This window comes from Micromonospora sp. NBRC 110038 (genome assembly GCF_020884815.1).
In the GTDB taxonomy this organism is placed as follows: Bacteria; Actinomycetota; Actinomycetes; order Mycobacteriales; family Micromonosporaceae; genus Micromonospora; species Micromonospora haikouensis.
The window spans coordinates 297350-309366 of record NZ_BBOL01000006.1 but is presented as its reverse complement, the minus strand read 5'-3'; the positions used below and the strand labels follow the sequence as shown (position 1 = coordinate 309366).

At 75.3% G+C, this 12017-nt stretch carries 10 protein-coding genes; all 10 read left to right on the top strand.

The features are described from left to right. Nucleotides 1-6 precede the first annotated feature (6 nt). The 10 genes from LPU61_RS22505 to LPU61_RS22460 all read left to right on the top strand — a co-directional run bounded on the left by LPU61_RS22505 (nucleotide 7) and on the right by LPU61_RS22460 (nucleotide 11956). Complete coding sequence (locus LPU61_RS22505; RefSeq protein ID WP_229406016.1) at nucleotides 7-1440, top strand: VWA domain-containing protein; 1434 nt, start codon at nucleotides 7-9, stop codon at nucleotides 1438-1440. Beyond that, the gene (locus LPU61_RS22500; protein ID WP_052503974.1) at nucleotides 1437-2552 is read left to right on the top strand and encodes a hypothetical protein; all 1116 of its coding nucleotides are present in this window, start codon (nucleotides 1437-1439) and stop codon (nucleotides 2550-2552) included. Before LPU61_RS22505 ends, LPU61_RS22500 begins: the two co-directional genes overlap by 4 nt. Next, nucleotides 2549-3919 (top strand): ABC transporter substrate-binding protein, encoded by a 1371-nt coding sequence (locus LPU61_RS22495; protein ID WP_229406015.1) that lies wholly within the window; start codon nucleotides 2549-2551, stop codon nucleotides 3917-3919. The genes LPU61_RS22500 and LPU61_RS22495 overlap by 4 nt, the downstream gene beginning before the upstream one ends. Nucleotides 3920-3939: 20 nt before the next feature. Continuing rightward, on the top strand, nucleotides 3940-4263 hold the full coding sequence (locus tag LPU61_RS22490; RefSeq protein WP_043968531.1) for a CU044_2847 family protein: 324 nt from the start codon (nucleotides 3940-3942) through the stop codon (nucleotides 4261-4263). A 281-nt stretch (nucleotides 4264-4544) separates the two neighbouring features. After that, a complete protein-coding gene (locus tag LPU61_RS22485) occupies nucleotides 4545-5576 on the top strand; it encodes a LacI family DNA-binding transcriptional regulator (protein ID WP_229406014.1) in 1032 nt (343 codons plus the stop codon). A gap of 106 nt (nucleotides 5577-5682) precedes the next feature. Beyond that, the gene (locus LPU61_RS22480) at nucleotides 5683-6966 is read left to right on the top strand and encodes an extracellular solute-binding protein (RefSeq protein ID WP_229406013.1); all 1284 of its coding nucleotides are present in this window, start codon (nucleotides 5683-5685) and stop codon (nucleotides 6964-6966) included. Further along, nucleotides 6966-7928 carry a carbohydrate ABC transporter permease gene (locus tag LPU61_RS22475; RefSeq protein WP_229406012.1) on the top strand — a complete coding sequence of 321 codons (963 nt, stop codon included), beginning with the start codon at nucleotides 6966-6968 and terminating at the stop codon, nucleotides 7926-7928. Before LPU61_RS22480 ends, LPU61_RS22475 begins: the two co-directional genes overlap by 1 nt. Nucleotide 7929: 1 nt before the next feature. Next, nucleotides 7930-8790, top strand: coding sequence for a carbohydrate ABC transporter permease (locus tag LPU61_RS22470; protein WP_043968527.1), 861 nt, complete (start codon nucleotides 7930-7932; stop codon nucleotides 8788-8790). A 2-nt stretch (nucleotides 8791-8792) separates the two neighbouring features. Next, nucleotides 8793-9863: a glycosidase gene (locus tag LPU61_RS22465; RefSeq protein ID WP_043968525.1), complete on the top strand. Its 1071-nt coding sequence runs from the start codon at nucleotides 8793-8795 to the stop codon at nucleotides 9861-9863. 35 nt (nucleotides 9864-9898) lie between these two features. Beyond that, on the top strand, nucleotides 9899-11956 hold the full coding sequence (locus LPU61_RS22460; protein WP_229406011.1) for a hypothetical protein: 2058 nt from the start codon (nucleotides 9899-9901) through the stop codon (nucleotides 11954-11956). Nucleotides 11957-12017: the final 61 nt, after the last annotated feature.

Here is a 12017-nt window from a genome sequence, read left to right as displayed (position 1 = left end):
GACCCGGTGTCCAGCGCGCTCGACTTCGACCTGCGGATCGACCACGACCGGTTCCTGTCCACGAGAGACCGCCAGTTGCACGCGATCCTCACCGTCACCGCCTCCGCCGGGGCGTGCGACGCCCCGGCGGAGGCCGACGGGGCCCGCTACGCGGAGGTGATCGTCGTCGACTGCTCCGGGTCCATGGCGCACCCGCCGACGAAGCTCGGCGCGGCCCGGCGGGCCACCGCCGCGGCCGTCGAGATGCTGCCGGACGGGGTCCGCTTCGCCGTGGTGGAGGGCACCCACGAGGCCCGGATGGTCTACCCGGCCCACCGGGGCCTGGCCGCCGCCGCACCGGCCACCCGGGACGCGGCCCGGCGCGAGCTGGGCCGGCTCGCCGCAGCCGGCGGCACGGCGATCGGCAGCTGGCTGGAGCTGGCCCGGGAGCTGCTGGCGGAGCACCCCGAGGCGATCCGGCACGCCCTGCTGCTCACCGACGGCCGCAACGAGCACGAGACGCCGCAGCGGCTGGCGGAGGTGCTGGCGGCCTGCGCGGGGCAGTTCGTCTGTGACGCCCGGGGCGTCGGCGACGCCTGGGAGCCCCGCGAGCTGACGCGCGTCGCCGAGGCGCTGCACGGCACCGCCGACGCGGTCCGCCGGCCCGAGGAGTTGGAGGCCGACTTCCGGGCGACCATGCGGTCCACGATGGCCAAGCGGGTGGCGCGGGCGGGCCTGCGGATCGCCGTGGTGCCGCCGACGCGGGTGCTGTCCTGCCGGCAGGTGCATCCCACGATCATGGAGCTGCCCGTGATGCCGCTCGACGACCGGTCCGTGGCCTGCGCGACCGGCTCCTGGGGGGCGGAGAGCCGGGAATACCACCTGTGCCTCGAGGTGGACCCGGCGGGCCGGCCGACGGGCGAGGACCTGCGGGTCGCCCGCGTCGACCTGCTGGTGGACGACGCCCCGGCCGCCCGGCCGGTGAACGTCCTGGCGCACTGGACGGAGGACCTGGCCCTGTCCAGCCGGATCGACCCGCGGGTGGCCCACTACACGGGGCAGGAGGAGCTGAGCCGGCTCATCGCCGACGGCTGCGACGCGTACGACACGGGCGACCGGGCGACCGCCGCGCAGCTGCTCGGCCGCGCGGTGGAGCTGGCCACCGCCGCCGGCGACGCGTTCCACCTGGAGCAGCTTCGGCTGCTCGTCGAGGACGTCGACGCCACCTCGGTACGCCTGCGCGACGACCTGCCCCGGCTCGACGTGATCAGCGTGGCCGTGCGGTCGTCGGTCACGGTGCGCGACCAGGGACCGCGGGCGGCGTCGGGGCCCGTGCCGGCCGTGGACGCCCCGCCCCGGGTCTGCCCGGCCGGCCACCGCTCGCCGCCGGACGCCCGGTTCTGCCAGCGGTGCCGCCACGAGTTCACCGACCCCGCCGACGCCGGCCCGGTGCCGACGTGAGCGGCACGGCGCTGACCAGCACCACCCGGCGGACGCTGCTGCGGCTGCTGTGGGCGCTGCTCGCCGCGAACGCGGTCGCGCTGGCCGGCTGCCTCGCGGTCTTCCTCGGGGTGCAGCGCACCACGGAGGCCGCGTACGACCGTTCCGTGCCGGCGATCCTGGCCGTGTACGACACCCAGGTCGCCCTGCGGGAGGCCCACGGCGCGGCGGTGGCCAGCTTCGCCGCCGGCACCCGGCTGCTCGCCGGCCCGGGCGAGGACTACCAGAACCAGATCGCCCGCGCGGGCCAGCACCTGGCCGAGGTCGCGGAGGACAACGCCGCCGGCGACGAGGGCAGCCGCGACATCCAGGTCGTCGAGGCGTCGCTGGTCACCTACACCGGCCTGATCGAGCGGGCCCACGCGCACTTCGCCCAGCCCGGCGGCGGGGCGCTGGGCGCCGCCGCGCTGCGCGACGCGTCGGGCCTGCTGGAGGAGATCCTGGTGCGCCTCGACGGGCTGGTGGGGAAGCAGGACGCGGCGCTGGACCGGCAGGTCGACGGGGCTTGGACGGGCCGGGCGACGATCCTGCTCTGGCTGCTGCCGGTGCTCGCCCTCGGCGCGCTGCTGGTCGCCGCCCAACTGTTCCTGCGCCGCCGGTTCCGGCGGGTGCTGAACGCGCCGCTGCTGCTGGCGACGCTCGCGGTGCTGACGCTGGGCGGCACGACGGCGACGAGCCTGCACTCGACGGGCCAGCTCGGCGACGCCAGGGCCGCGACGGACCGGGCGGCCGACGCCCGGGGGCTCCAGCTGGCGGCGCTGGCCGACCGCAACGCCACGCAGTTGGCCGGCCTGCTCACCACCGCCTGCACCCCGACGCCGTGCGCGGACACGATCGAGCAGGTCCTCGCCCAGCGCGACGGCGATCGGGGGCCGGCCGAGGCGGCGGACCAGGTCGGGGCCGCCGGCCGCACGGCGTGGCGGCACGGCCAGGACGCCACCGGGCTCGCGGCGCGGGCCGCGAACAGTCGCGGCGGCGAGGTCGTCCTGCCGGCGGCGGCCCTGCTCGCCGCCGCGCTGGTGGTCGTCGGTTTCCTGCCCCGACTAGAGGAATACAGGTATCGGCAGCGATGAGACGCGGCGCGCTCGCCCTGATCCCGGTCCTGCTCGTCGGCGCCGGCCCGGCCGCCTGCGCCGATCCTCCACGGCCGCGCGCCCTGAGCGTCGTCGCGTCCTGGTCGGAGGACGGCGTCGGCGACACCGCGCAGGAGCGCAGGCGGCGCAGCGAGGCCTGGCCCTTCCTGGCGGTGCTGGACGCCTTCACGGCGGAGACCGGGATCGAGGTCAGCTACCAGGGCACCCGGGACGTCAGCCAGGTGCTGCGGTCCGGGGTCGACCGGGGCCGGCCGCCCGACGTGGCGGTGCTGCCCCGGCTCAACGACCTGAAGGCGTACGTGCGCAGCGGCGACCTGTTCCCGCTCGACGACGTCGTCCCGGCCGACGAGGCGGGTCTCGCCCCGCAGCTGGTCCGGCTGCCACCCCCGGGGGCCACGGATGCCCGGGTGTACGGGCTGTCCGTCGCCGTGCACGCCAAGAGCCTGATCTGGTACCGCACGAACCCACCGGGCGGTCCCACCGTGACGTCACCGCCGGCGACGTGGGCGGAGCTGGTGGCGCTGACCCGCGCCCTCGACACCCGTGGGGGCGCGCCGTGGTGCCTCGGGATGGGGTCGCAGCCGCAGTCCGGGTGGCCGGGCACCGACTGGATCGAGGACATCCTGCTGCACCGCTCCGGGCAGACCGTCTACCAGCGGTGGGCGGCCGGGCAGCAGGCGTGGACGTCGCCGGAGGTGCGGGGCGCCTGGCAGGAGTGGGGCGCGCTGGTGGGGGCGGGGCGGGGCAGCCCCAACCCGTTGCTGACCAACTTCGACGTGGCGGGGCCGGGGATGCTCGTCTCGCCCCCGACGTGCTTCCTCGACCATCAGGCCTCGTTCATCGTCGGGTCCTACCGGAAGTTCCTGGCCGAGCACCCCGAGAGGTCCGAGCCGGGCCGGTCGCCGGAGTTCGACTTCTTCCCCTCACCGGCGTTCGGTGCGACGGACGCGCCGGTGCGGGAGGTCTCCGAGGACGTGGTGGGCATGTTCGCCGACTCGCCGCAGGCCCGGGCGCTGATCCGTTTCCTGGCCGGCGAGCCGGCCCGCCGGGTGTGGCGGGAGGCGAGCGGCCACCTGGCGTTCACCCTGAACGCGGCCACCGACGCGGCGGCGTACCCGGACGGTCTGCCGCGCCGCATCGCGCGGACCCTCGCCACCGGCACGCTGTGCCGGGACGCCTCGGACATGATGCCGGCGGCGATGACCGCCGCGTTCCACTCGGCCGTCCTGCAGTACCTGGCCGATCCCACGCTGCTCGGCAGCCTGTTGAAGGAGTTGGATAGCGTGCGGAAGCGGACGCCGCCGCAGGAGTGGCTGGGGCTGCCGTGCCTCAGCCCGCCGGGGTAGCCATCGAGAAGGGACAGTGGATGAGCGAGGTGGTCGAGTTCGCCCTCGACGGCGGGGGGACCGTGCTCGTGGCCGTGGACGAGACGCCGGGGATCGCCCCGGCGTCCGTCGCCGACGACGTGCTCCGCCGGGCCGGGGTGAGCTTCAACAAGGCGATCGGCCAGGCGCGGGACGCCGCGTCGGCCGCGCTGACCGAGTTCCGGTCCATGGTGGACCGGCCGGACGAGGTGGAGATCAGCTTCGGGATCCAGCTGACGGCCGACGCGGGCGCGCTGATCGCCCGCACCGGCGTGCAGGGGCAACTCCAGGTGACCGTGCGCTGGCACCGGGAGCCGATCGCCTGACCGGCGCCGTCGGGGTGACGTCGCCCGCCTGCGCTCACACCCCGTCCTGACCTGCGCGTACGCGGCGACATCGGGCCGCCCGGCGATCCGCCGGGCGGCCCTTCGCGTGCCCGGAGTCCATCCCGGGCACGCTGCGTGAGCGCGTCGGGACCGGGCGAACGGGATCGGCGCTGGGCTTGCGCGGGCTACTAAACCGGTCTAGCGTCCCTCTCCAACGGGGGGCGTTTGTTGCAGCGGTGTGAACCGAGCATTGCCGGACTATGGCCGAGAGGATGCCGCGCGTGGGACCGAGCCGACCGACCATCACCGACGTCGCTAAGGCGGCCGGAGTGTCCAAGGGCGCGGTGTCCTTCGCCCTCAACGGGCGTCCCGGGGTGGCCGAGGAGACCCGCGCCCGCATCCTGGCCGTGGCCGCGTCGCTGGGCTGGACCCCGAGCCACCGGGCCCGGGCCCTGTCCGCGTCGCGGGCGTTCAGCGTCGGCATGGTGATCGCGCGGCCGCCCGAGCTGCTCGGGGCCGACCCGTTCTACCCGTCGTTCATCGCCGGCGTGGAGCGGACCCTGTCCGACCGGGGGCAGTCGCTGGTGCTCCAGGTGGTGCCGGACCTGTCGGTGGAGGAGGCCAGCTACCGCCGGCTCGCCACGGCCGAGCGGGTCGACGGGGTGTTCGTGCTCGACCTGCGGCTCGGCGACCCGCGGATCGCCCTGCTGGCCGAGCTGGGGCTGCCGGCGGTCACCATCGGCCGGCCGGACGTGCCCAGCAACCATCCCGCGCTGCTGGTCGACGACCGGCCCGGGGTCACGGCGGCCGTGGCCCACCTGGCGGGGCTCGGGCACCGCCGCATCGCCCACGTCTCGGGGCCGCTGCACTTCCTGCACGGCTCCGTGCGCCGCCAGGCATGGGAGCAGGCCCTCGCCGACGCCGGCCTGACCGCCGGCCCGTGCGTCGAGTCGGACTTCTCGGCGGCCGGCGGCGCGCAGGCCACCCGCGCGCTGCTGGACACCGGCGACCCGCCCACCGCGATCGTCTACGGCAACGACCTGATGGCGATCGCCGGCCTCTCGGTCGCCGTCCAGCTCGGCATCCGGGTGCCCGACGAGCTGTCGATCACCGGCTTCGACGACACGGAGCTCGCCGGCTACGTCACCCCCACCCTCACCACCGTCCGCACCGACCCCTTCGGCTGGGGCCGGGCCGCCGCGGACGCCCTGCTCGACCTCATCGACGGCCGGCCGGGCGCGGACATCCCCACCCCACCCGCGCCGCTGGTCGTGCGCGGATCGACGGCACCACCGCCCACCCGACACCCCTGAACCGAGCCCGCCACACCCCCGACCCCAGCACCGCCTCACCCGCACCGCCGACGGCCACCGGCCCGGCGGGCGGACGAACCTGACCCCGTCCCGGATCGGAGAAGACATGAGACGGACCCTTCCCGCCGCCCTGCTGACCGTCGCCCTGGCCGCCGCCGCCGGCTGCGGCGACTCCGGCGGCGGCGACGCCGGCAAGGCCAACGCCGCCCGCGGCCCGATCACGATCTGGCTGTCCAACAACGCCGAGGAGGTCGCCTGGGGCAAGGCGATGGTGCAGGCGTGGAACGCCCAGCACGCCGACCAGACGATCACCGCCCAGGAGATCCCGGCCGGCACCAGCTCCGAGGAGGTCATCGGGGCGGCCATCACCGCCGGCAACGCCCCGTGCCTGATCTTCAACACCGCCCCCGCCGCCGTGCCACAGTTCCAGAAGCAGGGCGGCCTCGTCGCGCTCGACTCCTTCGCCGGCGCCACCGACTACATCACCGAACGCACGGGCGAGACGGCCGGGCAGTACAAGTCGCCGGACGGCAAGTTCTACCAGCTGCCGTGGAAGTCGAACCCGGTGATGATCTTCTATAACAAGAAGGTCTTCGCGAAGGCGGGCCTCGACCCGGAGAAGCCGCAGCTGGCCACGTACGACCAGTTCCTCGCCGCCGCCCGCAAGATCAAGTCCTCCGGTGCCGCCCCGGCCGCCATCTACCCCGCGCCGACCAGCGAGTTCTTCCAGTCCTGGTTCGACTTCTACCCGCTGTTCGCCGCCGAGACCGGCGGCAAGCAGCTCCTCGACGGCGGCAAGCCGCAGTTCGCCTCCCCCGAGGGGCAGCGGGTGGCGGAGTTCTGGAAGACCCTCTACGCCGAGGGGCTCGCCCCCAAGGAGAAGTACAACGGGGACTCCTTCGCCGACGGCAAGGCCGCCATGGCCATCGTCGGCCCGTGGGCCATCTCGGTCTACCGGGACAAGGTCTCCTGGGGCGCCGTGCCGGTGCCCACCTCCACCGGCATCCCCGCCGACCAGGTGCGGACGTTCAGCGACGCCAAGAACGTCGCCATGTACTCGGCCTGCCAGAACCGCGCCACCGCCTGGGACGTGCTGACGTTCGCCACCAGCAAGGAGCAGGACGGCGCGCTGCTCACCGCCACCGGCCAGATGCCGCTGCGGGCCGACCTGCCGGCCGCCTACCCCGACTACTTCGCGAAGAACCCGGCCTACCAGGGCTTCGCCCAGCAGGCCGCGCGCACCGTCGAGGTGCCCAACGTGCCGAACTCGGTGGCGATCTGGCAGGCGTTCCGCGACGCGTACACCGAGTCGGTGATCTTCGGTAAGAAGCCGGTGCCCGACGCCCTCTCCGCCGCCGCGGAGAAGGCCGAGCAGCTCGCGGCCTCCTGATGGCCGCCGCCCACGCCGCAGCCGCCGCCAAGGCCGGGCCGGTGGCCGGCGGCGACGGCGCCGGACGCCGCGCGCCGCGCGGCCGGGTGGCGGCGGTGCTCGGCCGCCACCCGGTGGGCCTGCTCCTGGCCGCGCCGTACGCCGTGTTCGTCGCCGCGGTCTTCGCCTACCCGCTCGGGTTCGCGGTCTGGATGAGCTTCCACGACTACTTCTTCGCCGCCCCCGGCGCGGTGGTGGACCGGCCCTTCGTCGGGCTCGACAACTACCGCGCGGTGCTGACCGACCCGCAGGTGCGGCAGGCGTTCGGCAACATCGGCGTCTTCCTCGTCATCAACGTGCCGCTCACCGCCGGGCTGGCGCTGCTGCTGGCGGTGGCGCTCAACAAGGTGGTGCGGGCGCGGGCGTTCCTGCGGGTCGCCTTCTACGTCCCGTACGTCACCGCGAGCGTCGCGGTCGTCGGGGTGTGGCTGTTCCTGCTCAACACCGACGGGCTGGTCAACCGGGTGCTCGGTCCGCTGGCGCCCGACCCGTCCTGGCTGGTCAACGAGGGCCTCGCGATGCCGGTCATCGCCGTGTTCGTGGCCTGGAAGCAGCTCGGCTTCTTCATCCTGCTCTACCTCGCCGCGCTGCAGAACGTGCCGAAGGAGCTCTACGAGTCGGCGGCCGTCGACGGCGCGTCCGCGTGGGCCCGGTTCCGGTCGGTGACCGTGCCGGCGGTGCGCCCGGCGACCGCCCTGGTGGTCATCCTGGCCACCATCACCGGCGCGAACCTGTTCACCGAGCCGTACCTGCTCACCGGCGGCGGGGGGCCGAACGGGTCGTCGGCGTCGCCGGTGCTGGTCATGTACCAGCGCGGCATCCAGCAGGGCCAGCCCGACGTGGCCGCCGCCATCGGCGTGCTGCTGGTGATCGGCGTGCTGGTGGTCTCGGCGATCAACCGGCGGCTGCTGGAGAGGGACTGACATGCCACGCACCCCCGCGAAGCCCACCACCGGCGGCCGGCTGGCCACGGCGCTGCGCGCCGTCGCGCTGTTCGGCGGCGCGCTGGTCTTCCTGTTCCCCTTCTACTACATGTTCGTCGGCTCGTTGCAGGCCGAGCCGGACACCTCCCCGGCCGGGGCGTTCCCCACCTCGGGGCTGACCCTGGACAACTACCGGGACATCAACGCCCGGGTCGACCTGCTCGGCTCCCTGGTCAACTCGGGGATCTTCACCGGCGGGGTGATCGCCTGCACGGTCGTCTTCGGCGTCCTCGCCGGCTACGCGCTGGCCCGGCTGCGCTTCCGCGGCCGGGGCACGCTGTTCGCGCTCGTGCTGCTGGTGCAGGTGATCCCGTTCCAGCTCCTGCTGATCCCGCTGTACGTGCTGATCGTGCGCGGCTACGGGCTGGCCGACTCGTACCTCGGGATGATCCTGCCGTTCGCGATCAACACCACGGCCGTGTTCGTGTTCCGGCAGTTCTTCCTGCAGCTGCCCGACGAGCTGTTCGCCGCCGCCCGCGTCGACGGCGCGGGCGAGCTGCGGGTGCTCTGGTCGGTGGCGCTGCCGCTGGTGCGCCCGGCGCTGCTGACCGTCGTCCTACTGACGTTCATCGGCCCGTGGAACGAGTTCCTGTGGCCGTTCCTGGTGACCAAGCAGGCGGACATGCAGCCGCTGGCGGTCTCGCTGGCCAACTACATCAGCAATGTGGCGGCCCGCGCCGCCAACCCGTACGGGGCGGTGCTGGCCGGGGCGTGCGTCCTGGCCGCCCCGGCGGTCGGGCTGTTCCTGGCCTTCCAGAAGCACTTCGTCTCCACCGACATCGGTTCCGGCGTGAAAGGTTGACGATGACCGTCTCCACCACCGTCCCCTACACCCTGACCAGGGTCGGCGTCGTGATGACGCCCGAGCCCGGCCAGCCCCTGGAGGCCGAGGGGGTGTTGAACCCGGCCAGCGGCCGCACCCCCGACGGGCGGCTGCACCTGCTGCCCCGCCTCGTGGCCGAGGGCAACGTGTCCCGGGTCGGCCTCGCCGAGGTCGAGCTGCGCGACGGCGTACCGGCCGGGGTCCGCCGCGAGGGCGTCGTCCTGGCCCCCGACGAGGGCTGGGAGCGGGGCAAGAACAACGCCGGGGTTGAGGACCCCCGCACGACCTGGGTGCCGGACCTCGGCAGGCACCTGATGACGTACGTCGCGTACGGGCCGCTGGGCCCGCGCCTGGCCCTGGCGGTGTCGGAGGACCTGCGGCACTGGCGGCGGCTCGGGCCGGTGCAGTTCGGCTACCAGCCCGACCTGGACACCGACCTGAACATGTTCCCCAACAAGGACGCCGTGTTCTTCCCCGAGCCGGTGCCCGGCCCGGACGGGCGGGACTGCTTCGCGATGCTGCACCGGCCGATGTGGGACCTGGGCTGGTTCCGCCCCGGCGAGGGGGTGCACCTGCCGGCCGGCGTCACCGACGAGCGGCCCGGCATCTGGATCTCCTACGTGCCGGTTGACGAGGTGCGCGCCGACGTCGGGGCGCTCGTGCGGCTGCGCGGGCACCGCTGCGTGGCGCTGTCGGAGTTCCCGTACGAGGAGCTGAAGATCGGCGCGGGCCCGCCGCCGCTGCGGGTGCCCGAGGGCTGGCTCCTGATCCACCACGGGGTCACCGGCGAGATCCCCGAGGGCTTCGACCCCACCACCCAGCGCGTCGAGTACGCCGCCGGGGCGATGCTGCTCGACCCCGCCGACCCGTCGCGGGTGCTGGCCCGCACCGCCGAGCCGATCCTCGTGCCGGAGCTGGCCGAGGAGCGCAGCGGCACCGTGCCGAACGTGGTCTTCCCGACCGCCATCGAGGAGGTCGACGGCGTCCACTACGTCTTCTACGGCATGGCCGACTCCCGCATCGGCGTGGCCCGGCTGGACCGGCTGCCGTGACGACACCCCTGTCCCGACCGCACCGAGGAGCCACCGTGAAGCGCCGCACCCTGATGCTGGGCGGGCTCGCCCTGACCACTCCCCTGCTCGCCGGCTCCCCCGCCGGGGCCGCCCCCGCCGCCGCGCCGTCCACCGCCACGGGCCCGGCCGGCGGGCCGCTGACGAACCTGGCGCACCTGGACTTCCTGCGCCAGGCCGTCGCCCCGCCCGCCCAGGACGGGCACACCACCTACCGGCTCGCCGAGTCCCCCGAGGTCGGCATGCTGTGGACGTACGCGGAGCCGGGGCCGGACGGGAACCTGCGCCGCGTCGGCGGCGGCGCGTACGACGCGGCCACCGACACCTGGGGGCAGGGCGCGTACAACGCCGACGACGTGTCCCGGGCCGCCGTGGTCTACCTGCGGCACTGGGCGCAGACCGGGGCGGCGGGCAGCCGGGACGCCTCCCGGGAGCTGCTGCGCGGCCTGACCTACCTGCAGACGACGACCGGGCCGCACGCCGGCAACGTGGTGCTGTGGGCGCAGCCCGACGGCACGCTCAACCCGAGCGCCGAGCCGGTGGAGCTGCCGGACCCGTCCGACAGCGGCCCGTCGTACTGGCTGGCCCGCACCGTGTGGGCGCTCGGCGAGGGGTACGCGGCCTGGCGCACCGCCGACGCCGGGTTCGCCGGTTTCCTGCGCCAGCGGCTCGACCTGGCCGTCGGGGCGCTGGAGCGGCAGGTGCTGTCCCGGTACGGCACGTTCCAGACCGTCGACGGCGAGCGCACCCCCGCGTGGCTGATCGCCGACGGGGCCGACGCCACCGCCGAGGCGGTCCTCGGGCTGGCCGCGTACGTGCGGGCCGGCGGCGGGTCGGCGGCCCGCCGGGCCCTGCGCCGCTTCGCCGAGGGCGTCGCCGCCCTGGCCGGCGGCGACGCCCGGCACTGGCCGTTCGGGGCGGTGCGCCCGTGGGCGCTGTCGCGGTCGATGTGGCACGGCTGGGGCTCGCAGATGCCGGCGGCGCTGGCCGCCGCCGCGCGGGTGCTGGGCGACCGGCGGCTGCTCGACCCGGCGGTCGCCGACTCCGCCACGTTCACGCCGTGGCTGCTGACCTCCGGCGGCCCGGACAACGGGCGGATCCCCACGCCGGTGGACCGCAGCCAGATCGCCTACGGCGTGGACTCCCGCCTGCAGTCGCTGCTCGCCGTCGCCGACGCCACCGGGCGCGGCGGCTTCGACCAGCTCGCCGGGGTCGTCGCCGCCTGGTACTTCGGCGCGAACGCGGCCGGCGTGCCGGCGTACGACCCGGCGACCGGGCGCACGATCGACGGCATCTCCGGCGACGGGGCCGTCAACCGCAACTCCGGGGCCGAGTCGACCATCCACGGCCTGCTCAGCATGCTCGCCCTGGACGCCCGGCCGCAGGTGGCGGAGGCGGCCCGGCAGGGCCGGATCGTGGAGCGGGTCGGCACCCGCGTCGTCGAGGCGGAGCAGGGCACCCGCGACGGCGGGGCCGCCGTGGTGACCCCGCCGTCCTCGTGGACCGGGGAGTCGTCGATCAGCGGCGGCAGCCTCGTGCGGATGCCCGCCGGGTCGACCGTGCGCTGGCAGCTGCCGCCGTCGACCCAGCCGGAGCTGGTGCTGCCGGTGGTCGACCTGACCCCCGGCGCGTCGGCGGTCACCCGCTGGGCGGGCGTCGCCGGCGACGGCCGGGAGCTGACGCTGGGCCAGGTGCGGCACGGGCAGGCCGGCGCGCAGGGCACCTCCCCCGCGCCGGGGGTGCTGCTGCCGGTTACCCCGTCCGGGCCGGGCGAGCTGCCGGCGGGGGCCACCGCGCTGGTGGCCACGGCCGCCGGGGACGGCGCGGTGGTCGACGCGGTGATGCTGGAGCCGCTGCTGTCCCGGGTCGTGGTCGCCGGGGACGGCCACGCCACGGCGGTGCTGCGCAGCGCCGCCCGCACGCCGCGCACCGCCACGGTCACCCTGCCGGGCGCGGGGCGGGCGGTCGTCGAGGCGTACGACTCGGCGGGGGTGCGCCGGTCGCGGACGGTGGTGTCCGGCACGGCCGTGCCGGCGGCGGTGCTGCCCGGCGGCTTCACCGTCGTGCGCCGCTGACCCTCGGCGGCGCTGACCGTGGCGCGGGGCCGGCCCGGACGTCGTCGGCCGGGCCGGCCCC

Excerpts from the sequence above, each read along its gene's own strand:
- LPU61_RS22475 (WP_229406012.1), top strand. The coding sequence starts at position 6,966 with ATGGCCGCCGCCCACGCCGCAGCCGCCGCCAAGGCCGGGCCGGTGGCC.
- LPU61_RS22465 (WP_043968525.1), top strand. The coding sequence starts at position 8,793 with ATGACCGTCTCCACCACCGTCCCCTACACCCTGACCAGGGTCGGCGTC.
- LPU61_RS22470 (WP_043968527.1), top strand. The coding sequence starts at position 7,930 with ATGCCACGCACCCCCGCGAAGCCCACCACCGGCGGCCGGCTGGCCACG.
- LPU61_RS22490 (WP_043968531.1), top strand. The coding sequence starts at position 3,940 with ATGAGCGAGGTGGTCGAGTTCGCCCTCGACGGCGGGGGGACCGTGCTC.
- LPU61_RS22495 (WP_229406015.1), top strand. The coding sequence starts at position 2,549 with ATGAGACGCGGCGCGCTCGCCCTGATCCCGGTCCTGCTCGTCGGCGCC.
- LPU61_RS22480 (WP_229406013.1), top strand. The coding sequence starts at position 5,683 with ATGAGACGGACCCTTCCCGCCGCCCTGCTGACCGTCGCCCTGGCCGCC.